This window comes from Pseudomonas sp. GM18, assembly GCF_000282195.1.
Taxonomy (GTDB): Bacteria; Pseudomonadota; Gammaproteobacteria; order Pseudomonadales; family Pseudomonadaceae; genus Aquipseudomonas.
On record NZ_AKJT01000069.1, the window covers coordinates 78,579 to 103,868 of the forward strand.

Annotated in this window: 26 protein-coding genes; 12 read left to right on the top strand and 14 right to left on the bottom strand. The window is 59.4% G+C overall.

Translation table 11 applies throughout. The annotated features are described in order from the left end of the window. Nucleotides 1-76 precede the first annotated feature (76 nt). From yrfG to PMI21_RS10775, 5 genes are all read left to right on the top strand, one after another. On the top strand, nt 77-739 hold the full coding sequence (yrfG, locus tag PMI21_RS10795) for a GMP/IMP nucleotidase (RefSeq protein ID WP_007939517.1): 663 nt from the start codon (nt 77-79) through the stop codon (nt 737-739). Between the two features lie 101 nt (nt 740-840). Continuing rightward, a complete protein-coding gene (locus PMI21_RS10790) occupies nt 841-1,728 on the top strand; it encodes a LysR family transcriptional regulator (protein WP_007939518.1) in 888 nt (295 codons plus the stop codon). Between the two features lie 94 nt (nt 1,729-1,822). Beyond that, nucleotides 1,823-2,662: a formate dehydrogenase accessory sulfurtransferase FdhD gene (fdhD, locus tag PMI21_RS10785; RefSeq protein ID WP_007939519.1), complete on the top strand. Its 840-nt coding sequence runs from the start codon at nt 1,823-1,825 to the stop codon at nt 2,660-2,662. After that, on the top strand, nt 2,659-5,007 hold the full coding sequence (locus PMI21_RS10780; protein WP_007939520.1) for an FdhF/YdeP family oxidoreductase: 2,349 nt from the start codon (nt 2,659-2,661) through the stop codon (nt 5,005-5,007). The genes fdhD and PMI21_RS10780 overlap by 4 nt, the downstream gene beginning before the upstream one ends. Before the next feature lie 241 nt (nt 5,008-5,248). After that, nucleotides 5,249-5,737 (top strand): glycine zipper domain-containing protein, encoded by a 489-nt coding sequence (locus tag PMI21_RS10775; RefSeq protein WP_007939521.1) that lies wholly within the window; start codon nt 5,249-5,251, stop codon nt 5,735-5,737. A gap of 68 nt (nt 5,738-5,805) precedes the next feature. Here the strand turns inward: PMI21_RS10775 and PMI21_RS10770 are convergent, their stop codons facing one another. From PMI21_RS10770 to PMI21_RS10755, 4 genes are all read right to left on the bottom strand, one after another. Continuing rightward, complete coding sequence (locus PMI21_RS10770; protein WP_007939523.1) at nt 5,806-6,225, bottom strand: acyl-CoA thioesterase; 420 nt, start codon at nt 6,223-6,225, stop codon at nt 5,806-5,808. Nucleotides 6,226-6,368: 143 nt separating this feature from the next. Further along, complete coding sequence (locus PMI21_RS10765) at nt 6,369-7,595, bottom strand: 3-hydroxyacyl-CoA dehydrogenase (RefSeq protein WP_007939524.1); 1,227 nt, start codon at nt 7,593-7,595, stop codon at nt 6,369-6,371. Nucleotides 7,596-7,718: 123 nt separating this feature from the next. Beyond that, on the bottom strand, nt 7,719-9,647 hold the full coding sequence (locus PMI21_RS10760) for a RecQ family ATP-dependent DNA helicase (RefSeq protein WP_007939525.1): 1,929 nt from the start codon (nt 9,645-9,647) through the stop codon (nt 7,719-7,721). Nucleotides 9,648-10,070: 423 nt separating this feature from the next. After that, entirely contained in the window at nt 10,071-10,574 is a 504-nt protein-coding gene (locus tag PMI21_RS10755) for a hypothetical protein (protein WP_007939526.1), read from the bottom strand. 310 nt (nt 10,575-10,884) lie between these two features. Here PMI21_RS10755 and PMI21_RS10750 point away from each other — a divergent pair, with 310 nt between their 5' ends. Beyond that, nucleotides 10,885-11,178, top strand: coding sequence for a hypothetical protein (locus tag PMI21_RS10750; protein WP_007939527.1), 294 nt, complete (start codon nt 10,885-10,887; stop codon nt 11,176-11,178). 399 nt (nt 11,179-11,577) lie between these two features. After that, on the top strand, nt 11,578-11,877 hold the full coding sequence (locus PMI21_RS10745) for a hypothetical protein (protein ID WP_007939529.1): 300 nt from the start codon (nt 11,578-11,580) through the stop codon (nt 11,875-11,877). 94 nt (nt 11,878-11,971) lie between these two features. Here PMI21_RS10745 and PMI21_RS0128210 read toward each other — a convergent pair whose 3' ends face one another. From PMI21_RS0128210 to PMI21_RS10725, 5 genes are all read right to left on the bottom strand, one after another. Further along, on the bottom strand, nt 11,972-12,202 hold the full coding sequence (locus PMI21_RS0128210) for a DUF7683 domain-containing protein (RefSeq protein ID WP_033064081.1): 231 nt from the start codon (nt 12,200-12,202) through the stop codon (nt 11,972-11,974). Between the two features lie 118 nt (nt 12,203-12,320). Then, on the bottom strand, nt 12,321-12,575 hold the full coding sequence (locus tag PMI21_RS10740; RefSeq protein WP_007939531.1) for a colicin E3-like toxin immunity protein: 255 nt from the start codon (nt 12,573-12,575) through the stop codon (nt 12,321-12,323). 13 nt (nt 12,576-12,588) lie between these two features. After that, nucleotides 12,589-12,816 (bottom strand): hypothetical protein, encoded by a 228-nt coding sequence (locus tag PMI21_RS10735; protein WP_007939532.1) that lies wholly within the window; start codon nt 12,814-12,816, stop codon nt 12,589-12,591. Between the two features lie 59 nt (nt 12,817-12,875). Beyond that, nucleotides 12,876-13,115: a pyocin S6 family toxin immunity protein gene (locus tag PMI21_RS29910; RefSeq protein ID WP_007939533.1), complete on the bottom strand. Its 240-nt coding sequence runs from the start codon at nt 13,113-13,115 to the stop codon at nt 12,876-12,878. Nucleotides 13,116-13,130: 15 nt separating this feature from the next. After that, a complete protein-coding gene (locus tag PMI21_RS10725) occupies nt 13,131-14,345 on the bottom strand; it encodes a colicin E3/pyocin S6 family cytotoxin (RefSeq protein ID WP_007939534.1) in 1,215 nt (404 codons plus the stop codon). 208 nt (nt 14,346-14,553) lie between these two features. Between PMI21_RS10725 and PMI21_RS10720 the strand changes: the two genes are divergently transcribed. Further along, nucleotides 14,554-14,907 carry a DUF1493 family protein gene (locus tag PMI21_RS10720; protein ID WP_007939536.1) on the top strand — a complete coding sequence of 118 codons (354 nt, stop codon included), beginning with the start codon at nt 14,554-14,556 and terminating at the stop codon, nt 14,905-14,907. Nucleotides 14,908-15,060: 153 nt separating this feature from the next. On the opposite strand, the gene PMI21_RS10715 is transcribed toward PMI21_RS10720, so the two are convergent. From PMI21_RS10715 to PMI21_RS10705, 3 genes are all read right to left on the bottom strand, one after another. Next, a complete protein-coding gene (locus PMI21_RS10715) occupies nt 15,061-16,602 on the bottom strand; it encodes a phosphoenolpyruvate carboxykinase (protein WP_007939537.1) in 1,542 nt (513 codons plus the stop codon). Between the two features lie 179 nt (nt 16,603-16,781). Continuing rightward, the gene (hslO, locus tag PMI21_RS10710; protein ID WP_007939538.1) at nt 16,782-17,684 is read right to left on the bottom strand and encodes an Hsp33 family molecular chaperone HslO; all 903 of its coding nucleotides are present in this window, start codon (nt 17,682-17,684) and stop codon (nt 16,782-16,784) included. Nucleotides 17,685-17,928: 244 nt separating this feature from the next. After that, entirely contained in the window at nt 17,929-18,336 is a 408-nt protein-coding gene (locus PMI21_RS10705; RefSeq protein WP_007939539.1) for an RNA-binding S4 domain-containing protein, read from the bottom strand. 213 nt (nt 18,337-18,549) lie between these two features. Between PMI21_RS10705 and rimB the strand changes: the two genes are divergently transcribed. Both rimB and rimK read left to right on the top strand, forming a co-directional pair. Next, complete coding sequence (gene rimB, locus PMI21_RS10700) at nt 18,550-19,029, top strand: retropepsin-like aspartic endopeptidase RimB (RefSeq protein ID WP_007939540.1); 480 nt, start codon at nt 18,550-18,552, stop codon at nt 19,027-19,029. Beyond that, nucleotides 19,026-19,931, top strand: a complete 906-nt coding sequence (rimK, locus tag PMI21_RS10695) for a 30S ribosomal protein S6--L-glutamate ligase (protein WP_007903081.1) — start codon at nt 19,026-19,028, stop codon at nt 19,929-19,931. The genes rimB and rimK overlap by 4 nt, the downstream gene beginning before the upstream one ends. A gap of 82 nt (nt 19,932-20,013) precedes the next feature. Here rimK and PMI21_RS10690 read toward each other — a convergent pair whose 3' ends face one another. After that, nucleotides 20,014-21,327 (bottom strand): ATP-binding protein, encoded by a 1,314-nt coding sequence (locus PMI21_RS10690; RefSeq protein WP_007939543.1) that lies wholly within the window; start codon nt 21,325-21,327, stop codon nt 20,014-20,016. Between the two features lie 115 nt (nt 21,328-21,442). After that, on the bottom strand, nt 21,443-22,183 hold the full coding sequence (gene ompR, locus PMI21_RS10685; RefSeq protein ID WP_007939544.1) for an osmolarity response regulator transcription factor OmpR: 741 nt from the start codon (nt 22,181-22,183) through the stop codon (nt 21,443-21,445). Nucleotides 22,184-22,544: 361 nt separating this feature from the next. On the opposite strand from ompR, the gene PMI21_RS10680 reads away from it, so the two are divergent. Both PMI21_RS10680 and PMI21_RS10675 read left to right on the top strand, forming a co-directional pair. After that, complete coding sequence (locus tag PMI21_RS10680; protein ID WP_007939546.1) at nt 22,545-24,869, top strand: Tex family protein; 2,325 nt, start codon at nt 22,545-22,547, stop codon at nt 24,867-24,869. After that, entirely contained in the window at nt 24,869-25,252 is a 384-nt protein-coding gene (locus PMI21_RS10675) for a PaaI family thioesterase (RefSeq protein ID WP_007939547.1), read from the top strand. Before PMI21_RS10680 ends, PMI21_RS10675 begins: the two co-directional genes overlap by 1 nt. Nucleotides 25,253-25,290: the final 38 nt, after the last annotated feature.

Below are 25,290 nucleotides of genomic sequence, written 5' to 3' on the forward strand. Positions count from 1 at the left end.
CGTGAACGCGTTACTATACCCGGCCTATCCTGATTGTTTACCTCGGATATCTTTTTTACCGCTGGAGAAGTTTTTTATGTCCCTGCTGCCCTGGCGCGACATCGATACCGTTCTGCTGGATATGGACGGCACGCTGCTGGACCTGCACTACGACAACCATTTCTGGCTGGAACACCTGCCAAAGCGTTATGCCGAGTTGCACGGGGTGAGCCTGGCCATGGCGGAGCTGGAATTGCAGCCACTGTTCGAGCGCCATGCCGGTCAGTTGCAGTGGTATTGCCTGGACTTCTGGAGCGCCGAACTGAAGTTGTCGGTGCGCGAGCTGAAACTGGAAACCGCGCACCTGATCGCCTTGCGTCCGGATGCGGACACTTTTCTGGCAGCGATCAAACAGGCCGGTAAGCGCGTGGTGCTGATCACCAACGCCCACCGCGACTCGTTGTCATTGAAACTGGAAAGAATTGAACTGGCGCCGTATTTCGAGCGCTTGATCAGCTCTCACGATTACGGTTTCGCCAAAGAAGACCCGCAGTTCTGGGATGCCTTGCAGGCCGATATCGGCTTCGACCCCGCACGCTGCCTGTTCATCGACGACACCCTGCCGATCCTGCGCAGCGCACGCAATTTTGGGGTGGCGCACCTGCTGGCCGTGAGCGAGCCGGACAGCCGCAAAGGGCCGAAGGACACGGCAGAGTTTGCGGCGGTGGGGGATTATCGGGAGCTCATCGCAGGGCTCTAGACCGAGTCGCCTGCATTCGCGAGACCGGCTCCCAGCCAACCAATGACCCAACCCCGCGCAGGCGGTAGAATCGCAAACCTTGCCGGCGCCCTGGAGCGAAGATGGACATCAAGCAGCTGAAATTCCTCATCGCTCTCGACGAAACCCGACACTTCGGCCAAGCCGCCGCGCGCTGTCACATCACTCAGCCGACCTTGTCCATGCGCCTGCGCAGCCTTGAGGAAGAACTCGAACTGCCACTGGTCAATCGCGGCCAACGCTTCGAAGGTTTCACCGCGCCGGGTGAGCGCGTGCTGGCATGGGCGCGTACGGTGCTGGCGGCCTACGACGGTTTGCAGGCCGAAGCGGCGGCCTGTCGCGGCAACCTCGTGGGTACGTTGCGTCTGGGGGTGGTGCCGCTGTCGAGTTTCGACCCGGTGCCGCTGATGCAACGCCTGCACGCCGACCACCCGAACCTGCGCTTCGAACTCTCGGCCCTGAGCTCCGAACAGATCCTTGAACAGCTGGCGAATAACCGTCTCGACCTAGGCGTGTCTTACCTGGAGCATCTGGACGGCGAACGCTTCGACTCCCTGGCCTTCAGCGAAACCCGCATGGGCCTGCTCTACGATCAACGCTTTTTCAGTTTCGGCGAGGCGCCGCTGAGCTGGGAGTCGCTGATCGAACTGCCCATGGGCATGCTCACCAGCGGCATGCATTTTCGCCAGTCCATCGACCATAACTTCCACAGCCGTGGCCTGACCCCACAGCCGTTGCTGCAAACCGATGCGGTACACCAATTGTTACAAGCGGTACACGGTGGCCTGTGCTGCGCGGTGATGCCGCTGAACAGCGGCCTCGAAAACCTCACCGATCACTTGCGTCTGCAACCCATCGAAAGCGCCCAGACCCTCGCCCGGCTGGGGCTGATCATGCGTCGCAGCGCTCCGCGTTCGGCCTTGGCAGAAGCCTGTTTTGCGATCTATCAGAAATCACCGATAGACACTTGATCGACGCCATCTATCGGTAGATCAGTAATAGCGATTAGACGCGACATGTTGACGCGCCTAGGCTTAAAGCTGACCAAACCGTCGGTGATGCCCAATGAACGCCAAGCGCCCCGGCTGCGCGGCGCCCGCTCTCGAAACGCCCGCGCCCGCCGCAAGCCAGACATACAGTTACTGCAACCTTGAATACTCCGAATCGTCCAGCACCGCGCTGGCTGAGGAAGTCGCGTTGGCGATCGCCTACAACGGCATCAGCCAGGCCGTCATGTTGGTGACGCCGACGGACCTTGAAGACTTCATCGTCGGCTTCAGCCTCGGCAGCGGCATCATCGAAGACGCTTCAGACATCTATGACCTGCAACTCAGCGGCACCGGTTCGGCGCAATACGCGCAAGTGACCATCGCCAACCGCGCCTTCTGGAACCTCAAGCAACAGCGCCGTCAACTGGCCGGCACCAGCGGTTGCGGGCTCTGTGGCGTGGAAGCGGTGGAGCAAGCGCTGCCTGATCTCAAAGTGCTGCCCGGCGCCCCGCTGCCCCCGGCCGAATGGCTGGACGGCCTGCGCCATCGCATCGGTGAATTCCAGCCTTTGGGCCAGCATTGCGGCGCGGTGCATGCGGCGGTGTTCATGAATGGCAAAGGCGAATTGCTGCTGGGCCGTGAAGACATTGGCCGGCACAACGCCCTCGACAAGCTGATCGGCGGGCTGATCCGCCAAAAAATTCCGACCACCGATGGCCTGGCGATTGTCACTAGCCGTTGCAGCCTCGAATTGATCCAGAAAGTTTTACGCGCCGGCATCCAGACCCTGGTCAGCCTGTCGTCGCCCACGGGCCTGGCCGTGCAATGGGCCCGTCGACACAACCTCAATCTCATCCACCTGCCGCAGAAAAGTGCGCCGCGGGTCTACAGCCCCGCGACGGAGAAACAAGCGTGAGCCAACACCAGCAAGCCGACCAGAAACCCGTTCCACGTTACAAGCCCTATAAGGGCGCGGCCGGCGGCTGGGGCGCGCTGGCCAGCGTCGCCCGGGCCTGGTTGACCAGCGACAACGCGTTGAAAAATCTGCGCATGATGCTCAAGACCAACAAGAACGGCGGGTTCGACTGTCCCGGTTGCGCCTGGGGCGATTCCCAGGAAGGCGGCATGGTGATGTTCTGCGAGAACGGCGCCAAAGCAGTGAACTGGGAAGCGACCAAACGGCGTGTCGATGGCGCATTTTTCGCCAAACACAGCGTCAGCTCGTTGCTGGAGCAAAGTGATTATTGGCTTGAGTACCAAGGCCGTCTGACCGAGCCGCTGAGCTACGATGCCGAAACCGATCGTTACAAACCGATCAGCTGGGAAGCCGCCTTCGCCCTGATCGGCAAACACCTGCAAGGGCTGTCGAGCCCGAATCAGGCCGAGTTCTACACCTCGGGCCGTGCCAGCAACGAAGCGGCGTTCCTCTATCAATTGTTCGTGCGCGCCTATGGCACCAACAATTTCCCCGACTGCTCGAACATGTGCCACGAAGCCAGCGGTGTGGCCATGGCGCAAAGTGTCGGCGTTGGCAAAGGCACGGTGACCTTCGACGACTTCGAACACGCCGACGCGATTTTTGTCTGGGGCCAAAACCCTGGCACCAACCACCCACGGATGCTCGAGCCACTGCGCGAAGCGGTGAAACGCGGTGCGCAGGTGGTGTGCATCAACCCGCTGAAAGAGCGCGGCCTGGAACGCTTCCAGCACCCGCAACACCCGATCGAAATGCTCACCAACGGCGACAAACCGACCAACACCGCGTACTTCCGTCCGGCATTGGGCGGCGACATGGCGATCATGCGCGGCATGGCCAAGTTCCTGCTGCAATGGGAGCGCGATGCGCAGAAGGCTGGTGAGCCTGCGGTGTTCGACCACGACTTCCTCAATGAACACAGCGTCAACGTTCTGGAATACCTCGGCATTGTCGACGACACCCCGTGGGAGCAGATCGTCGAGCAATCCGGCCTGCCCCTGGTGGAGATCGAGCAAGCGGCACGCATGTATGCCAAAGGCAAAAACGTAATCATGTGCTGGGCCATGGGCATCACCCAGCATCGCCATTCAGTGGCGACCATCCAGGAAATCGCCAACCTGATGCTGCTGCGTGGCAACATCGGCCGACCGGGTGCCGGTCTGTGCCCGGTGCGTGGCCACAGTAACGTACAGGGCGACCGGACGATGGGCATCAACGAACGTCCGCCGGCGGCGCTCCTCGACTCCCTGGAGCGGCGCTTCCAGTTCAAGGTGCCGCGTGAAAACGGCCACAACGTGGTCGAGGCGATTCACGCCATGGCCGAAGGCCGTTCGAAAGTCTTCATCGGCCTGGGCGGCAACTTCGCCCAAGCCACCCCGGACAGCCCACGGACCTTCCAGGCCCTGAGCAACTGCGACTTGACCGTGCAGATCAGCACCAAGCTCAACCGCAGCCATTTGGCCCACGGTAAAGACGCGCTGATCCTGCCGTGCCTGGGCCGTACCGATATCGATATCCAGACCGAAGGCGCCCAAGCGGTGACCGTGGAAGACTCCTTCAGCATGGTCCACGCCTCCAACGGTCAGTTGCAGCCGTTGTCGAACCTGATGCGCTCGGAGCCTGCAATCATCGCCGGTATCGCCGCCGCGACCCTGGGCAGCAAGCCGGTGGACTGGAACTGGCTGGTAGCGGATTACAGCCGCATCCGCGACCTGATCGCCGACACCATCCCGGGCTTTCGGGACTTCAACGAGAAAGTCCAGAACCCCGGCGGTTTCTACCTGGGCAGCAGTGCCGGCGCACGTCGCTGGAATACCCCATCGGGTCGGGCCAATTTCCGTCCGAATATCCTGCCCAAAGACCTGGTGCACGAACGCACCCGCGCCACCGGCGTACTGCCGGACCTGATCATGCAGTCGATGCGCTCCCATGATCAGTACAACACCACCATTTATGGTATTGATGATCGTTATCGCGGGGTGAAAGGCCAGCGGGATGTGTTGTTCGTCAATGAAGCTGACATCATTCGCCTGGGCTTCAAACCGGGGCAGAAAGCTGACATCGTTTCGATCTGGGATGACGGCCGTGAGCGGCGGGTGAAGGGCTTTACCCTGCTGGCGTTTGATATTCCTGCCGGGCAAGCGGCCGCTTACTATCCGGAAGTGAACCCGCTGGTGCCGCTGGAAAGCACCGGGGATGGCAGCCATACGCCGACGTCGAAGTTTGTGGCGATCCGGCTGGAAGCGGCGAGTGAGACGGGGTTGATCATGGCTAAGTCGGCTTAACGCGAAGGCGTCAGAACTTAAAACGCATGTACAGAAACGTTTCAATCGCCCACAAAAAAGGCCGTTTTTATATAAAAACGGCCTTTGAGAAGTAGCTAAAGACCGGCGAAAAACACTTAAGTTCCGCCCAAAAAACAGCAACTTATAGAAATGTGCTCAAGTCGTGTTACTCGTCGGATTTCTATTGTCACAACCACGACACAGCCTCAGGATCGCGCCGTCATCCCCTTGAGGTTCCTTTATGAAGTTCTCCTCGATTCTCTTGTTGTCCCTTGGCCTGGTCAGTGGCTTCGCGTCTGCTGGCGGCACCACCGAAGCAGGTGTGGGCGGCGCATTGGGCGGGGTTCTGGGCTCGGTCGTCGGTCAATCGCTAGGCGGCAGTACAGGTTCAACCATTGGCGCGGCCCTGGGCGGCGCGGGTGGTAGCGCAGTTGGCGCAGACAGACACAGCCGTGGCGAAGCCGCCATTGGCGGTGCGTTGGGCGCAGCTGGCGGTAACGTGGTCGGCCGCAGCATGGGCGGCACCACCGGTAGCCTGATCGGCTCCGCAGCAGGCGGCGGCCTCGGTGGCGCGCTGGGTAACCATATGGGCAACAATAGCTATGACGATGATCGTCGCTCCTATCGTCGTGGTTATGACGATGATGATCGGGGCTACTACCGTGACGGCCATCCGGGTCGTGGCCATGCCTACGGCCATCGCAAGCATCACCATCGCTATCGCGACTGAGGCTTGAATCGCCTCGTTTGCCGGTAGATCAAAAAATCGCAGCCCTTGGGCTGCGATTTTTTTTGCGCTCAGATTGCCAGTCGCTCCAACGCCCCGCGCAACCCGGCAGGAATCGCCACCGGCTGATTCGACAGCCGATCCACGAACACATGCACGAAGCGCCCCGCCGCGCAGGCCTCATCTTCTCCAGCCTTGAACACCGCCAGCTCGTATTGCACCGAGCTGTTGCCCAACTTGCCGACCCGCAGGCCAATCTCGATCCGATCCGGGAAGGCGATAGACGCGAAATAATCACAGGCCGAACTCACCACAAAACCCACCACCTCACCGTCATGGATATCCAGACCACCTACTTCGATCAGGTAGGTGTTCACCGCCGTGTCGAAAAAACTGTAGTAGGTGACATTGTTGACGTGACCGTAGGCGTCATTGTCGTGCCAGCGGGTGGTGATGGGCTGGAAGTGGGGGTAGTCGGTGCGTTGGGGCATCGGGTTGGTCCTTTCATGATCGTTTCCACGCTCGGCGTGGGAATGCAGCCCGTGACGCTCTGCGTCACATTCAGGAGCGGACGCAGAGCGTCCATGGAGGCGTTCCCACGCAGCGCGTGGGAGCGATCAGCACACCACATCAATCACATCTCGGCAAACCCTCTACCCTGCGCCGCCAGCTCCCCAATCAACCGCGCAGGCGCCCAGTGATCGCCTTGCTTGGTCTCAAGCTGCAACAACCGCAAATGAATATCTTCAAGCCCTTGCCGATCCGCCCAGGCCATCGGCCCGCCCTTGTCCGCCGGGAAACCATAACCGTTGAGGTACACCAGATCGATGTCATGCGCCGACGCCGCAATGCCTTCCTGAAGGATCTTCGCCCCTTCATTGACCAGTGCCAGCAAGCTGCGCTCAAGAATCTCCTCTGGCCCTATCTCACGCCGCTGAAACCCCAGCCCTTCGCTGACTTCCAGTACCAGCGCATCGACTTCCACATCGTGCTCAGCCTGACGACTGCCCGGTTCGTAATGGTAATACCCATCGCCGCTCTTCTGACCGAAACGCCCCAACTCGCACAGGCGATTGTCCACCTGAACCTCCGGCGCATCCTGGCCTTTGCCAGCCAGTTCGCGAGCGCGCCATTCCAGGTCAATGCCGACCACGTCGTACATGCGGAACGGCCCCATGGCGAAACCAAAACCTTGCAGCGCCGCATCCACCTGATAAGGCAACGCACCCTCCAGCAGCATCTTGCGCGCTTCGAGCACGTACGGATGCAGCATGCGGTTGCCGATGAAACCGTGGCAGTTGCCCGAGACCACGCTGACCTTGCCCATGCGCTGGCCCAGTGCCAGGGCTGCATCAAGCACCGCCAGCGCTGTCTGGGCACCGCGTACGATCTCCAGCAATTTCATGATGTGCGCCGGGCTGAAGAAGTGCAGGCCCAGAACCTGCTGCGGGCGGCGAGTGGCGGCGGCGATGGCGTCGATATCCAGTGCCGAGGTATTGCTGGCCAGAATCGCTTCAGGTTTGAGCAGGCCGTCGAGTTCGCGGAAGATTTTCTGCTTCAGCTCGAGGTTTTCGTAGACCGCTTCGATAACCAGATCAACATCGCGGATCGCTGCGTAATCGGCAGCCGCCGTTACCCGTGCAATGCGCGCATCCGCCTCGGTCTGATCGATCCGCCCCTGACGCACGTTGTGGGCGTAAGTGTCAGCCACGCTGGTCAGCGCCTGCTCAAGCATCTGCGGATTGTTATCGACCCACTGCACCGGCACCCCGGCGCTGGCCAGGCACATGACAATGCCACGGCCCATGGTGCCCGCGCCAATCACGGCGGCGCGCTGAATAACGAACGATGTCTGGCTCATGGTTGTTGTTCTCTTATTGGCGATCCAAAGACAGTCCTCACCATAGTCAGCCGATACGTGTTTTTGAAGTTTATTCCCGTGATGGGCGACATTCAGCGGATGGATGCGTCCCGATCCCGCAGGTTAGAGGTTCGCCTCGGCCCACGTCCGGACCTCGGCATACGGATAATCCTCCAGCGCCGCAAACCCCGGAATCGACCGTGCCTTGAGCTTGGTAAACAGCGGCACGCCGATCCCGCACAAAAACCGCGTCACGCGCTCCGCCGACGGAACACTCCCCGTGTGCTGCTGGTGCCTGTGGATAAAATCACCGCACAGTGCCTCGAAATTTTTATCCACAAGCGCCGGCAATTCCGGTGGTTCAGGTAGCCGTGCTACGTGGCCGTGACACACCGAACAATGCCCGCACCGCTGTGGCGCGTTTTCGTCGCCGAAGTACTCGGCCAGACGATAGCCCAGGCAGTGGTCGGTGGCGAACAGATCCAGCATGGCGTGAATCCGCGCGATCTCGGTGCGTTCGTGCCGGGTGAAGTAGGTGTGCAATTCGGCGCTCAAGGCCTGGGAATCGAAGTCGGCTTGCAGCAGGCTATAGACCTCCGTCATCTGCTTGCTTTCAAGCTCCACCCAGCCCTTTTCCTGGAAGTAATCCAGCGCCTTGACCACCCGACTGCGCTCGGCGGAATGCTGCTGATACAGTGCGTCGAAATTCACCGTGGCCCAGGTCCGTGCGCGGTTGGAGGTCTGGATGATCGCCGAGACGAAGTCCCTGCGCTCTCCCTCGAAACGGGCCAGCAACGCCTCAGGCTCCTGCAAATACTTGAAGCGGTATTCAGCGTAATAGGCATAGCGCGGAGCGATCAGCCCGCGCAACTCCAGCTGTACCAGCAAGGTCTTGAGCGGTAACTGGCGAATGTTGCTCTGATCGGCCAAAGGCCCCAGCAAAAACTCCCACTGCCCCTCAGGCGCGGCGGCTTGCAACTCGTCGAGCACACAACGAATGCCGTCCCGCTCCGGCGTGTCGCCGTAGACGAAGTTCTCCAGCACGTTGAGGCTGTCGCGGTTGGCCAGCACCAGGCAATCGGACGACTGCCCGTCACGCCCGGCTCGGCCGATTTCCTGGCTGTAGTTTTCGATGGATTTGGGCAGGTCGAAATGCACCACGTTGCGGATATCGCTTTTGTCGATGCCCATGCCGAAAGCGATGGTGGCGACGATGCAATTGGACTGCCCGCCCATGAACCGGCGCTGAATCGCTTCCCGTTGCTCGTGGGGCAAACCGGCGTGATAGGCCTCGGCCTGTATGCCGTTGCGCCCCAGGTGTTCGGCGATGTGCTCAGCGGTTTTCTGCAGGGTGACGTAGACGATGCTTGGCTGGCCGGGACGCTGGCTCATCCACTCGACCAGGCGGCGGCGCTTGTCCTGGCCACGCACCGGTTCCACCAACAGATTGAGGTTGGGCCGGTAGAAACCGGTGGTCACCACATCCTCAGGCGCAATGGCGAACCTGGCCTCCATGTCGGCGATCACCTTGGGCGTCGCGGTGGCCGTCAGCAACAGCGCTTGAGGGATGTTGAACTGGCGCTGATAGTCCGGCAGCTTGAGGTAGTCGGGGCGAAAGTTGTGGCCCCACTCGGAGATGCAGTGGGCCTCGTCCACCACCAACAGCGAGATCGGTACCTGCTGCAAAAAATGGCGGAAGCGCTCGTTCTTCAGGCGCTCCACGGAAATCATCAGAATCTTCAATTCGCCGGACTTTGCCCGGGCCATCACATCGCTGGCGTCATCGCGACTCTGGGCCGAATCGATACTGCCCGCCGCAATCCCATGGCGCTGCAAGAACGCCAACTGATCCTGCATCAACGCCAGCAAAGGCGAGACCACCAGCGTCAGGTGCGGCAGCAGGATGGCCGGTAACTGATAGCACAGGGATTTGCCCGATCCGGTAGGGAAAATCGCCGCCGCCGAACGCCCGGCCAGTACCGCGCTGACCGCCGCCTCCTGGCCGGGCCGAAACTGTGGATAACCGAAAACCTGTTCCAGGGTGTTGTGCATAAGCTGTCACTCCGTTGACCGCTGCGAAGCCCAAAGCCTAGCCGGCGAACGCAGCAAGTCTAGAAAAGGTCGGGGGCAAAAACGATACGGGATGATACAGCGTCAACCCATCGATTCCTTCGCCACAGATTGAAACAAACGAGGCACTTTGCCCCCTGACATCAGTCCCCTGTCAGTCGGTAAGGTTCACCTCGAGAAAAACCATTATCCGCGAAGTTTTCATCAAGGCAGGACGCCTGCAAGCGGATCCTTACAAAGGAACAATCATGCCTGACACTCTGTTTTTTCCAATCGCCCTTGTCTTTGCATCCCTGCTGCTGAGCGGGTGCATGAAGCTCCCTGACGACCCTCCTCTTCTCGCTACGCCCATAACACTGGGCAGCGCCTCACAGACTTAGTCATCGATTGACTGACGTCGGGTGGCTACGGCACCAACACCGCCACCCGCAGTTGCTCATCCAAAGCTCGCTCATGAAAAACCTGGCTCTTGCTCGCCCAAACCGCATGGGCCGGGCTGATTTCGCCGGTGAACGCCGCCGCCAGCTGACGCAAATCGGCGACGCTACGTATACGAGGACAGAAGAGTTGTTCCTCGCAGTTCTGACTGGCACTGCGATAGGTGATCAGCAACCGATCCCACAACCCGTCACGCACCTGCCTGACCGACTTGAGCTTCACAGCCTGCACGCCCAGTCGCTGTTTCAGCCCCTGTTCATCCAGCGCTTCGCTGGCCAGCAGCGCCTTGCCCACCATCAACACCTCGGCGCGAGATGCGGTGTCGATGTCCGCTTGGGTGGTCAGCGCATCCGGCCAACCGGTTCGCTCCATGTTGGCGAGGACGAGCGAATGACCGACGTCAGCAGCACCCGCTATCCGACAAACACCGGCCCACAACAATAAAATCGAGGCCATACGTAGCCACTGCATACCTAATTCCCTTTAAGAGTCGACTCAGACGCTTCGAAACGTCCTACACATTCTGGCGCGCACCCTCCAGAGGCTGGATGCGTTAAGCCTGACAATCCCGTAGGAATATCGACCACTAGGGGAAAAGCTTAAAAAATTGTCGAGGACTGCGTAGGCAAAGGGCGATAACACCGATAAACCCCCTACAAAACCTGTCCACTTGCACCACCTTGCGACGCCTCGCTGCGGCCCTCTATAGTTTTCGACGCGGCTGAAAACACTGTGTCGGCCCGCCGGTGAAACTGCACGACTTCCCACAGGACTGACTTTGATGAACACGTTCCATTCGTTAACAGACCGCTATCGCCCACTCAAAACCAGCTACAGCGATACCCCCGTGCTGCTCATCGACACCGAAGCCAACCCTTACGAGATTCTCGACGCCGCCCGACAACGCCTCCGCGCCGCCAGCGACCTGCTCGAAACGCTTTATTGCCTGTGCTTCAAACAGGCCGACGTGAAAGACATCCCCAACATCGTCACCGCGTTGTACCTGCTGACCCAGGACGGCAACGAACTGCTCGAGATCGCCCGGCAACGTCTGCCGAGTACCACTGCGGTTTGAATGGAAATTCCTGTGGGAGCCAAACGCCTGATGGCAATCAAACGAGACAAATTGCAAAAGAGATAAGTCTGTAGGCAACGACCTATCAAAGCTTCATCCCGGTCCTACAAGCACAGACACCTTGTCGCCTATCGCCACCCGGCGGCTCACACCTATAGTCGGACGGTCGCTGCCAAATCAGCGACTCGGGCTTGGTCACCCGAATGGCTCATATCTGCGCGTCCGTTGTATGCTGCCGGCACTTCAAGTGCCTGCACGCTATATGGTGGCTGTGTTTGGGACGCCTTCGGGCGTGCCGGGATGTGAGCCTCATCGGTTGACCAACCCGAACACAGTCCGCCTCCCATCGCTTGGTCACGGTGGCGGTGGTTCTTCCTGATGCATTTGAGGCTAAAACCAATGAAGACATGGAATCCGCTCACCAACGATCGTTACCTTCCGCTGCAAACCAACCTCACCGATTCCCTACCCCTGATCATCGACACAGAAGCCAACCCGCAAGACATCCTCGAAGCCGCTCTCCAGCGCATCCGAGCCTCCAGCGATCTCCTCAAAACCCTGCACTGCATTTGCTTCAAACACGGCGATGTCGAAGACATCCCCCACATCACCCACGCGCTCTTCTTGCTGACCCAGGACGGCTGCGACCTGCTTCAAGTCGCCCAGCAACGCATGATGGGCTGGAAAGCGCCTGTCTGACGCCGAGTGAAGATCGTTCCCACGCTCCGCGTGGGAATGCCTCTACGGACGCTCCGCGTTCGGCCCTTGGGACGCAGAGCGTCGAAAGCCACCATCATGCGCTACAAGACAAAAAAAACAGGTAGTCCGGGCTGTCGAATTTTTCCCCGATTAGTACCTCCAGGCTGTGTATTTGCTCGTGCGATAGCCCGTACTCATAGATGGGATCGTCTGGCTCCTTCCACTTCATCAGCTCTCTGAGCTGCTCGAAATGCTCTGCGGGAATACCAATTCGGAATGCCAGCCGCTCCGTTGTTTTATAAAACGCTCTGACGGAATGCTTCATTTTTGTGTGATCGCCCTGAATCCTCGCCCCTAAACTATTGCCAAGTTTTGCGCATTCTCACAGGGCTCTGCTTGTCATAGAGGGCGCGCACCTCGAAACATTTTTAAGAAGCTACCGGCTACCACACATCACGGTAATCGAAGGACACCTGATAGTCGTAGGCAGACAAGTCGATGGTGTGAACAAAGTAAGGTTGCAACACCGCGGCCCAATCTTCGCCAATATCAAATCCGCCATTATTGATGTTGTTTTCAGGCGCGATCCCAAGGTTATCCATAATCGAAGCATTGCCCCCAAAGTCCTTTGAATACTCTCGTCCTTCGCCAATTTCGGTTTTCTTGTTGTACCAATTCAGTCGGACTTTCATTCCCATAGAGCACTCCCACTCATTCAGAAGAAGCCAGATAAAGATCCAGCCTTTCAGGAAAAGCCACAGAGGCCAAGCGCTCAATCTCAAGCACCTGTGCCGTTGTGAGCCGGAAATCCACACCGACGCAATCATTGCGGTTCGCCCATTGCATCACGGGGCTCAAGTCTGCCACCGACAAACTGATGTTCTGCTCAAATACCAACTCATCTTTATTTGGATGAAAGCCCATCACCGAAAAAATCATGGCTTACCTTCTGCACCGTATTCGATTTTTTGCGGGAATACTTTTCAGACTGACCAAATCTACGAGCGTATCCCGATAAAAAGACTAAGCCTTTCTATCGTCGGCTCCCCCAGTATTTCTGCCATACGCCTCACCTGCTCTGAAGTTAGTTCAGACTCCCCGCCCAAACCATCCTCAAGAGAAGACCAGCCCATTATCTCGAATACCGAAGGCTCTAAATCTTTCTGGATGACCCGCTTGTACTGTAAGGAGTCATCTTCATTCGGTTCTGGAAAAAATCCTGTTATGCGTAAAAACATGCGCGCGCCCTCATCTCATTTCGGAGTGGTTCTTCCGGGTTTTGCTGGCTTGGTTTGCTCGCCTGTATAGGCGTTAAACTCGCCCAAATGCTTCCCTTGCCGGTCATAAATTTCAACTGCACCGTGCTGCAAATCCCATTCATAAATCCTGCCTTTGCGATCCTTCCATCGTTCCCGTTTTTTTCCGCCTCCTTGAACTGTCGATTTAGGGCGAACACCCTCCGCATCTGGAAAAGCAGGTAGCAAATCGGGAGCACTGTGATAACCCACGTCCCTTGAAATACTGAGTACAACGTACAGCGGCTGAACACCCGAATCAGCCGGAAACACCAGAATGAAGTCCTGATACTTCGGCGGATAAACCGGGCTGACAATGATGCTATCAGCCGCATCAGTAGGCGGAAAAATCCACACCTGGGGCGATTGCGGTGCAGCTTCCAACACCGGGATACCCATCGTATCTGCCGGGTTCACTGCGGGCGTCCAGATCAACTCAACCCCGCCGCCAAAGTCAGCCACTTGTTGAGAACCACGAGCCTCAAACGTCACGACAGGGATCATCTCCCAATCACGTCGACCCTGCGTATTGTATCCATAGCCTTTGAGCGTACCGTCAGCCTGCTCTTCCACGCGCAATCGGACTCGCGTTCGAGCTTGTTTGAGTGACCGGAGTTGATCGTCGGTGTACAACGCACCATCGCCCAGACTCGATGGCGCAAGCAAAGCCACCAACCCCACCAATGCACCCGCAGCAACGCCGGCAGTGACGACTCCGGCGCCAGTACCTGCGACGGAGGTCGCTGCCGGAGCAATCGCTACACCACCCAACGCCAAAGAGCCGATGCCTGCCGGCAAAACACCACTGATTTTCTTGAGCGGCAAACAGCCGGAATCATCTACCTGACGACCTCCCAGCAAGGTGAACTCGCCGTACTCTTTAACGCTTTCCGTGGGCACAAATCCGGATGGGCTGGAGTAGTCGATGATCGAATCCGGCAACTTGCAGGACTTGGCAAAAACGCAGCCAGCCAGAGACTGGTGTTTTTTCTGAACCTCCACTTCCCGGCTTTTTTCATAGATGGCCTGTCTGACGAGCATGTCGTCGTAGGCTTTTTGCCTGAACTCTCTTTCCGCAAGCTCACTAACGGTCATGTCCCGTAGACGGCGATAACCACCGCCATCGGTGTCGTAGTGCTGCCACACTTGCGGTGTGTCCTTGCTCCTGGTCATCCATCTCCCTCTCGGTAGGCCCTAAAAACTTCCAGCACGAAGCTGAGGCCAGTGACGTTACCGAGTGTTTGAAGATGTGTTTGTAGGGTGAGTCTGAACCTGTCGTGCGATCCTTCTTCATCGCCAATCGCAGATGATTACGCCCTAAACTTGCCGCAAAATCAGACTCAAGCCGCCCCATCGGCATACCCCTTACGGACGCCGCACCATGAACCTCGCCCCCAACTTCCCCGACGACCACACCATGCACCTGCTCATGCAGCTGCTGCACGAAGAACTCGGCCTGCCCGAACGCAAAACCATCAGCCTCACCACCTCGATCAACTTTGACCTGGGCTGTGACGGCGCGGATGCGCGGCAGCTGATGGAAGCGCTGGAGGAACAGTTCGCCATCGACTTCATCGACTACGACGCGTATCGGTACTTTCAGCCGGAAGGGTTTGATGTGTTTCTCAAGCGCCGGGCGAAGGGGCGTGGCGATAAAGTGCCGCTGACCATTGGCATGCTCTACAAAGCAGTCAAGAAGCAACGGTGGGACACGCAGGAAGTGGAAGAGGTCTAGCAGATCAGCACAACAGAAGTGGCATTATTCTGGCTGTTTTGCGTGTTTACTGCGGGAATATTGCCAGTTATGCCTCAAGGGAACTGAATCAGCGCCCATAAAAAAGCCGCCCTCAAAGGGCGGCTTTCTCTTAACTCAAACCACTACCGATTCTTACAACTTCGGCCCAGCAGCCTTGATCGCGTCGCTCACGTCGAACTTCTTGAAGTTCTCAACAAACAACCCCGCCAGTGCCTTGGCGGCTTCATCATAAGCAGCCTTGTCAGCCCAGGTGTTACGTGGGTTCAACAGGCCAGTCTCAACGCCCGGCACAGCCAATGGCACGTCAAGGTTGATGGTGTCCAGGTGTTCGGTCTCGGCACCGATCAACGCGCCGCTCTGGATCGCTGCGATTACGCCGCGGGTGGTCGGGATGTTGAAGCGTTTGCCGACGCCGTAGCCGCCGCCGGTCCAGCCGGTGTTGACCAGGTAGACCTTGGAGCCGAAGCCGCGGATGCGTTTGATCAGCAGTTCTGCGTATTCGCCAGCCGGACGCGGGAAGAACGGTGCGCCGAAGCAGGTGGAGAAGGTCGACTTGATGCCGCTGCCGGAACCCATTTCGGTCGAGCCCACCAGTGCGGTGTAGCCAGACAGGAAGTGGTACGCCGCTTGTTCTTCATTGAGGATCGACACTGGCGGCAGCACGCCGGTCAGGTCGCAGGTCAGGAAGATCACTGCGTTTGGCTCGCCGCCCAGGTTCTTCTCGGAACGCTTGGCTACGTGCTCCAGCGGGTAGGCGGCGCGGCTGTTCTGGGTCAGGCTGACATCGGTGTAGTCGGCGTGCTTGGCGTCGTCGATAACAACGTTTTCCAGGACTGCGCCGTGTTTGATGGCTTTCCAGATGACCGGCTCGTTCTTCTCGGACAGGTCGATGCACTTGGCATAGCAACCGCCTTCGATGTTGAACACTACGCCCTCGCCCCAGCCGTGTTCGTCGTCACCGATCAGGTAACGGCTTTCGTCGGCGGACAGGGTGGTCTTGCCGGTGCCGGACAGACCGAAGAACAGGGTCACGTCGCCCGCTTCGCCGATGTTGGCGGCACAGTGCATTGGCAGCACGTCGGCGGCCGGCAGCAGGAAATTCTGCACCGAGAACATGGCTTTCTTCATTTCACCGGCGTAGCGCATGCCGGCGAGCAGCACTTTCTTCTGCGCGAAGTTGATGATCACGCAGCCGTCGGAGTTGGTGCCGTCACGCTCTGGAACGCACTCGAAGTTGGCAACGTTGAGGACTTGCCACTCGTCACGGCCAGCCGGGTTGTACTGGGCCGGGTTGATGAACAGGCAACGGCCGAACAGGTTCTGCCAGGCGGTCTGGGTGGTCATCTTCACGGCCAAGTAGTGCTCTTCAGCCGAACCTACGTGCACGTGGGAAACGAAATGCTCTTGCGCGTTGTTGAACGCCTCGACGCGAGCCCACAGGGCATCGAACTTGTCGGCCGGGAACTTGCGGTTGATCGGGCCCCAGGCAATAGCGGCCTGGGTGGTCGGCTCTTCAACGATGAAACGATCGACTGGCGAACGGCCGGTACGGTGACCGGTGCGAACAACCAGCGCGCCGGTATCGGCAAGCTCGCCTTCACCGCGATTCAGGGCTTGTTTAACCAGATCATCAACACTCAGATCGGTGTACACGGCGTTATTGGCTTGCGTCATGAGGTTCCCCGTCGGCCAGTGGCCGAGTGCTCCAAACGTTTTGTAGTAGAAAGTCGTGCACTACTACCGCGAAAAAAGTGGGCCGGATTATGCCAGAAAAGCCCAAAAAGTGTAGGGCCCTCCCGTCAGAACGGCGTTATTCCGGCGTTAAGCAGTGAATTTACCTGCGCTGAAGCGTTTTAGTGACGGGTATCTGACGGCGTATCAACCCCGGCACCGGCGAATAATTGGGTGATATCGGCCGCGTCGAACAGGTAGCGCTCGTTGCAAAACTGGCAATCGACCTCGATGCGGCCGCCATGTTCGACGACCAGTTTCTGAGCATCTTCCAGACCCAGACTGACCAGCGCATTGCCCGAGCGTTCCCGGGAGCAACTGCAATGGAAGCGCAGTTTCTGCACATCGAACAGACGCACTTGCTCTTCGTGGTACAGGCGATGGAGCACGGTTTCGTTGTCCAGGCTCAGCAATTCGTCGGCGGTCAGGGTGCTGGCAAGGGCGGTGATGTGCTGCCAACTGGCGGCGCGATCTTCTTCATCTTTCAAACGGTCGGCAGGCAATTGCTGCAACAGCAAGCCACGGGCACGACGGCCGTCGGCGTACAGCTTGAAGCGGGTGCCAACCTGCTGCGACATGACGAAATAGTTGGTGAAGCAATCGGACAGGGTTTCGCCGTCGAGATCGACGATGCCCTGATAGCGCTGGCCTTGAGTCGGGTCGACCGTCAGCGCCAACACGCCATTGGGCATCAGGTCGGCGAGCGTCGCATCAGGCGCGATCTGCTCGGCGTCGTAACGGGCCAGGCCGCGAATTTCGCGCTCGCTGGAGCACTCGATCATCAGCATCGGCACCGGGCCTTCGGAACGGGCCTGAAGAATCAGCAAGCCATCGAACTTCAAGGTGCCTACCAGCAACGCTGCAGCCGCCATCAGCTCGCCCAGCAGTTGCGCGACCGGCTCCGGATAGGTGTGTTTGGCGAGGACTTCGGCATAGCTACGCTCCAATGCCACCAGTTCGCCGCGGGTGTCGCTGTCATCGAAGATGAAGCGTTGGGTGTAGTCGGTATCCGGTAGATCGGTCATAGGTCTGGGTATCTGAAGTGGTGACAAAAAAGGTTACAAAAAATGAAATGCGCGCCGTAGCGACACTTTTGGGGTGCAAGCTTAGCCATAGCGGCATTTTATGAACAATTCGGGGTTGTTCCAAGCAAGGTCAAACCTCGGTTTTCGACGAGCGGTGCTTTCACCTGCGAAATGCGCCGTTGGCGAATATCCCCCATATGGCTGCACAGGCAGGCGATTACAAGTCTGCGCCCGACGGCCGTCACTACTCGTCGTTGCTGTTGCCGCGAAACTTGAACAAATCCCGGCGCTGTTTCTTGCTCGGTTTGCCGTCGGTGCTCACGCCCAATGCCCCGGCCTTGCGCATGGCCGCCGCCGCTTCGCGCTTGGCAATGCTGGCTTCGGTTTCGGCATACAGGGCCTGAGCTTCCGGCGCGCCACGACGCACGATCGACAACGCCTGGACCACCACCGTGCGTTCCTCGAAGCCGGCACGGATCTGAAACTCGTCACCGACCCTCGGCTCCTTGCCTGGCTTGCAGCGCTCGCCCCGGCAATGCACCTTGCCGCTTTCAATCGCGGCCTTGGCCAAGGCACGTGTTTTATAAAAACGCGCAGCCCACAACCATTTATCGAGACGGACCTTGTCGTCCTCTTCGCTTTTTTGTGCCATTGGATGACCTCATTCTGAAATATCGATGAACTGTACTACCGTTTCTGTCGTGCCATGAATCACAACGCCGTGGATTAGAATGCAGGCATTCCCCCCTGTTTGAGGGACGAAAATCCGGGCCGTAGATATCTGTCGCCTTTTACCCATTATTCTGCGTGAATACCGCGAATTCGGCCGCACACGGCCTGAGCGGTTTTTGCCGGTTGAGCACTTTTGAAGACATTTGATCATTTGACCGTTATCGGTCTGCGCGAGTGGGTGGCGCTCCCGGATTTGGGAGTCGCGGGCCTTCGGGCAAAAATCGACACCGGCGCCAGCACCTCCAGCCTGCATGCCACCGACATCGAGCCATTCGAGCGCGATGGGGAACAGTGGGTGCGCTTCACCGCGCACCTGGGCACGGTGGTGCAATTGCGGCACCGGCGCTGCGAAGCACCGCTGGTGACGATGAAAACCATTAAAAGCTCCAACGGCCACGCGCAGATGCGCTATGTGGTCAGCACCACCCTGGCCCTCGGTGATCGGGTCTGGCGGGTCGAGTTCACCCTCGCCTGCCGCAAATCCATGCGTTATCGCCTGTTACTCGGTTCCAAAGCCCTGATCGACGGCCAGTTGGTGGTCAATCCGGGCACCAAATATGTACAAGACAAGCCGGTGTTCCCGGTATCTACCTTCTCCACAGGTGTTGCATGAAGATCGCTGTGCTGTCGCGGAACCCGCGTCTGTATTCCACCCGTCGTCTGGTCGAAGCCGGTATAGAGCGTGGCCATGAAATGGTGGTGATCGACACGCTGCGCGCCTACATGAACATTGCCAGTCACAAGCCGCAAATCCACTACCGCGGCAAACCGCTGGAGGGTTTCGATGCGGTGATCCCGCGGATCGGCGCATCGGTCACGTTTTATGGCTGCGCGGTGCTGCGCCAATTCGAAATGATGGGGGTGTTTCCGCTCAACGAATCGGTGGCCATCGCCCGTTCGCGAGACAAACTGCGTTCCCTGCAATTGCTGTCGCGCCGGGGGATCGGTTTGCCGGTCACCGGTTTTGCGCACTCCCCGGATGACATTCCCGACTTGATCGAGATGGTCAACGGCGCGCCGCTGGTGATCAAGGTGCTGGAAGGCACCCAGGGCATCGGCGTGGTGCTATGTGAAACGGCCACGGCGGCGGAATCGGTGATCGAGGCCTTCATGGGCTTGAAGCAGAACATCATGGTTCAGGAGTACATCAAGGAAGCCGGCGGCGCAGACATTCGCTGTTTCGTGGTCGGTGACAAGGTGATCGCGGCGATGAAGCGCCAGGCCAAGCCGGGGGAGTTTCGCTCCAACCTGCATCGTGGTGGCAGTGCGAGCCTGATCAAGATCACCCCGGAAGAACGCATGACCGCGTTGCGTGCAGCGAAGGTCATGGGTTTGGCGGTGGCGGGTGTGGATATCCTGCGTTCCAATCATGGGCCGCTGGTGATGGAAGTGAACTCGTCGCCGGGGCTGGAAGGGATTGAAACCACCACCGGGAAGAACGTGGCGGGGATCATCATTGAGCATCTGGAGAAGAATGGCGGGCCGAATATGACGCGGACCAAAGGTAAGGGTTGAGCCTGAAAAGATCGCAGCCTCGCTTCGCTCGACAGCTCCTACAGGATTGATCGTTCCCACGCTCTGCGTGGGAACGATCGGGTCAAACCGCATCCCGCGGCAACATCAACCCAAGCGGCAACCGCACCCGTGCTTCCAGCCCACCACCGGAGCGGTTGCGCAGCTCGACATTGCCGCCATGCATCGAGGCGATCCGCTTCACGATCGCCAGCCCCAACCCGGTGCCCTTCCCGCCCCGGGCCCGATCACCACGGGTGAACGGGTTGAAAATCGCCTCCAGCTCCGACGGATCGATCCCCGCGCCACGGTCCATGACACTCAGCACCACATACGGCGCACTGGTATCCCCGGACACATAAGCCGCCACTTCCACTCCGCTGCCAGCGTGATGCAGGGCATTACCGATCAGGTTGTTCAGCAGCCGCTTCATCGACACCCGACGCAACGGGAACGGCTGGATCGGTTCCAGGCGCAAGTGCACTTTTTCTTCGTTCTGGTTGTACGGCGCGGCGACTTCGCGAACCAGATCGCTCAGGTCCACTTCTTCCACCAACTCGTCACGACCGTCGCGAATGAAGGCCAGGAACTGGTCAAGAATCGCGTCCATGTCTTCGATATCGCGGATCATGTCGTCCGTCAGGTCGCTGTGATCACCCATCAGTTCCAGGGACAGCCGCAAACGGGTCAGCGGCGTGCGCAGGTCGTGGGACACCCCGGCCAGCATCAGCTCACGCTCGCGCCCCGCCTGTTCGACGTCTTCGGCCATCTGGTTGAAGGCGCGATAGACCTCGGTCATTTCACTCGGCGTATCGCTGATCGGCAGACGCACACTGCGGCCCTGACCGAGTTGCCGCGCGGCATAGACCAGACGTTTCAACGGTTGATTGAGCTGGCTGACGAAAATCCACGCCGAGGCGGTGGATAGCAGACCAATGGCGAGGAACCAGCCGAGCACGTTCCAGATTTTCTGGCCGCGCAACGGATGCGGGTACAGCGGCACTTTCAGCCAGCCATCGCCCAGGCTGGGCGCCCGGACCCACAGCGCCGGTGGCGAGTGCATGCGTAATCGTACTTCGGTGTCGGCGCCCAGTTCGGCCTGCATCTGTCGCTGGTAGATCTCGCTATATGGCCAGTGCTGCTCGCCTTCCGGCACACCGGCGCCCACCACCCGGATCAGGGTCGCGGCATCGGCAATCTTCGCGCGATTCTCTTCATCGGCGGCCCAATAGGCGCGCAGCGTCAGGGCGACGCCGTGACTGTATTGGCGATCCACCAGCACGTCTTCGTTCATCAACAGATAAACCAGGGTCAGCGCCTTGGAGAACAGGACGACGATCAGCACCAGCCACAGGGTGCGGGAGAAGAAGCTCTGGGGGAACCAAACAGGGGTTTTCATGGGTAACCGCTACACACTTGCAGGAGCGAGCGATGCTCGCATATTGCGGATCGCGAGTCTGCGGGAAAGGTCATCCGACCCTTTACCCGCAGGACCCGCTCCTACAAATCACCGATCACTTCGTGGCGGCGCCATCCGGAACGAACACGTAGCCCACGCCCCAGACGGTCTGGATGTAGCGCGGTTTGGACGGATCGGGCTCGATCATCCGGCGCAGACGGGAGATCTGCACGTCGATGGAACGCTCCAGGGCATCCCACTCGCGGCCACGAGCCAGGTTCATCAGCTTGTCGCGGGTCAGCGGTTGACGGGCGTTCATGACCAGGGCCTTGAGCACCGCGAACTCACCGGTGGTGAGCATGTGCACTTTGTCGCCACGCTTGAGTTCGCGGGTGGCCAGGGACAGCTCGTAGTCACCGAAGGTCACGCTTTCGTCTTCGCTGCCCGGTGCACCCGGCACCGGTGCTGCCTGGCGCCGCAGCACCGCTTTGACCCGGGCCATCAGCTCGTCCGGGTTGAACGGCTTGGCCAGGTAATCGTCGGCGCCCAGCTCCAGGCCCTTGATGCGGCTCAGCTCGTCGCCCTTGGCGGTGAGCATGATGATTGGAATCTGATTGTTCGCCGTGCGCAGGCGGCGGCAGGCGGTCAGGCCGTCTTCGCCGGGCAGCATCAGGTCGAGGACGACCAGGTTGAACACTTCACGCGCCAGCAGGCGGTCCATTTGTTCGGTGTTCGGGACGGCGCGGGCACGGTAGCCCTTGCTGACGAAAAAGCGTTCCAGCAGGCTGCTCAGCCCAGGATCGTCGTCAACGATAAGAATTTTTTCGCCTTCAGCAGTTTGTGCAGTGCTGCTCATTGGATGCTCCTTTGATCTCGGCGCGCATTATGGCGTAGCTGCCGTTATACGCACCGAGTGCATTGTTAGCAGATTTTTCCTTCACCGCCAGAAAACCAGTCTTTTCGCCTACAGCCTGCAATGCCCCCGAATGACAGAACGCTGGTTATAATGCGCGGCCTTTTGTGTCAGGCAACGTCTGATCGTTATTGCCGGTAACCACTTTTTATTTTCATGGCGCTGGCAGTAATTGTTCGATTTCACGGGTCAACGGCAAGCCTGTTGATCCAGGTAGCGGCGCTCGCCAGGCCGCTCAACCAGACTCGCGAAGGCCCTATTTCCGCGCCTGCGAGCCTGCTTTCACAATTTGTCAGGTGGTTTTATGGACAGCATCAACAGCCGCATCGCCGAGGAACTCGGCGTCCGCCCACAACAGGTCGAAGCGGCCGTCGCGCTACTCGATGAAGGCTCCACGGTGCCCTTCATCGCCCGCTACCGGAAAGAGGTGACCGGCAGCCTCGATGACACGCAACTGCGTCATCTGGAAGAGCGTCTACGCTACCTGCGAGAACTCGACGAACGGCGTATCAGCATCCTCGCCAGCATCGAGGAACAAGGCAAGCTGACCCCGCAACTCGAACGCGACATCAAGCTCGCCGACACCAAGACCCGCCTCGAAGACTTGTACCTGCCGTACAAGCAGAAGCGCCGCACCAAGGGCCAGATCGCCCTGGAAGCCGGCCTCGGCGAGCTGGCCGACGGCCTGTTCAACGATCCAACCCTGAACCCGGAAACCGAAGCGGCGCGTTTCATCGACGCCGAAAAAGGCGTGGCCGATGTGAAGGCCGCCCTCGAAGGCGCCAAATACATCCTCATGGAGCGCTTCGCCGAAGACGCGGGCCTGCTGGACAAGTTGCGCAATTACCTCAAGCAGGAAGCCACCCTCAGTGCCCGCGTGATTGCCGGCAAAGAAGAGGAAGGCGCCAAGTTCCGCGACTACTTCGAACACGACGAACCGCTGAAAAGCATGCCGTCCCACCGCGCGCTGGCGATTTTCCGCGGCCGCAACGAAGGCATTCTCAGTTCCGCGCTGAAAGTCGGCGACGAACTGCCGGGCACCATGCACCCGTGCGAAGGCATGATCGGCCAGCAATTCGGTATCCAGAACCAGAACCGCGCCGCCGACAAATGGCTGGGCGAAGTGGTGCGCTGGACCTGGAAGGTCAAGCTCTACACCCACCTGGAAACCGACCTGCTGGGCGAGCTGCGCGATGGTGCGGAAACCGAAGCGATCAACGTGTTCGCCCACAACCTGCACGACCTGCTGCTGGCCGCTCCGGCCGGCCCGCGTGCCACCCTGGGCCTCGACCCGGGCCTGCGTACCGGCTGCAAGGTCGCCGTGGTCGACTCCACCGGCAAGCTGCTGGACCACGCCACGGTTTACCCGCACGTGCCGCACAACAAGTGGGACCAGACCCTCGCCGTGCTTGCCGCCCTGTGCGCCAAGCATTCGGTGGACCTGATCGCCATCGGCAACGGCACCGCCAGCCGCGAAACCGACAAACTGGCCGCTGAACTGATCAAAAAATACCCAGCCATGAAGATGACCAAAGTCATGGTCTCCGAGGCCGGTGCATCGGTGTACTCGGCCTCGGAACTGGCATCCAAGGAATTCCCGGACCTGGACGTGTCGATCCGTGGCGCGGTGTCCATCGCTCGTCGCTTGCAGGATCCGCTGGCGGAGCTGGTGAAGATCGATCCGAAATCCATCGGCGTTGGCCAATACCAGCACGACGTGTCGCAGCTGAAACTGGCGCGCGGTCTGGACGCAGTGGTCGAAGACTGCGTGAACGCCGTGGGCGTGGACGTCAATACCGCGTCCGTGGCGCTGCTGGCGCGCATCTCCGGCCTCAACGCGACCCTGGCGCAGAACATCGTTGCCCACCGCGACGAGCACGGTGCGTTCAAAACCCGTGCGGCATTGAAGAAAGTCGCCCGCCTGGGTGAAAAAACCTTCGAACAGGCCGCCGGCTTCCTGCGCGTAATGAATGGCGACAACCCGCTGGATTCGTCGGCGGTGCACCCGGAAGCCTATCCATTGGTGCAGCGCATTGCCGCTGAAACCGACCGTGACATTCGCTCGCTGATCGGCGACGCCGCGTTCCTCAAGCGCCTGGATCCGAAGAAATACACCGACGAAACGTTCGGCCTGCCGACGGTCACCGACATCCTGCAAGAGCTGGAAAAACCTGGCCGCGACCCGCGTCCCGAGTTCAAGACCGCCGAGTTCCAGGACGGCGTCGAAGACCTCAAGGACCTGCAACTGGGCATGATCCTCGAAGGCGTGGTCACCAACGTGACCAACTTCGGTGCCTTCGTCGACATCGGCGTGCATCAAGACGGTCTGGTGCACATCTCCGCGCTGTCGGAGAAGTTCATCAAGGATCCGCGCGAAGCGGTGAAGGCCGGCGATGTGGTCAAGGTGAAGGTCATGGAAGTCGACATCCCGCGCAAACGCGTAGGCCTGTCGATGCGCATGAGCGATACCCCGGGCGAGAAAATCGACGGTGCTCGCGGTGCACGTCCGGGGTCGGCTCCGCGCCAATCCCAGAACACCGCGCCACGCAAGGAAACCACGGCAGCGGCCCCGACCAACAACGCCATGGCGTCGCTGTTCGCCAACGCCAAGCAGTTGAAGAAGCGCTGATGGAGATCCCGGCCGGCTTGACCGAAAGCGCGTTTTTCAAGCTGCTGGGGTGTCGCTTGCACAGCCTGGAAACCGGGGTGGCGCAAGTCGCCCTGGTGCTGGAGCCGCAGTTGCGCAATCGCGGCGGCAAGCTGCACGGCGGGGCCTTGTTCAGTCTGGTGGACATTGCCATGGGGCTGGCCTGCTCCAGCACCCACGGCTTTGACCAGCAGAGCGCGACCATCGAGTGCAAGATCAACTACATCCGCGCCGTCGCCGATGGTGAAGTGATGTGCACGGCCAGGGTGATCCATCCGGGCCGCCGCACGCTTGTAGTCGAGGCCGATGTGATGCAAGGCGACAAACTGGTCGCAAAAGCACAAGGCACGTTCGCTGTCCTGTAGCTACTGGTCATCAATTTGAGTTAATTTCGGCGCTGTGA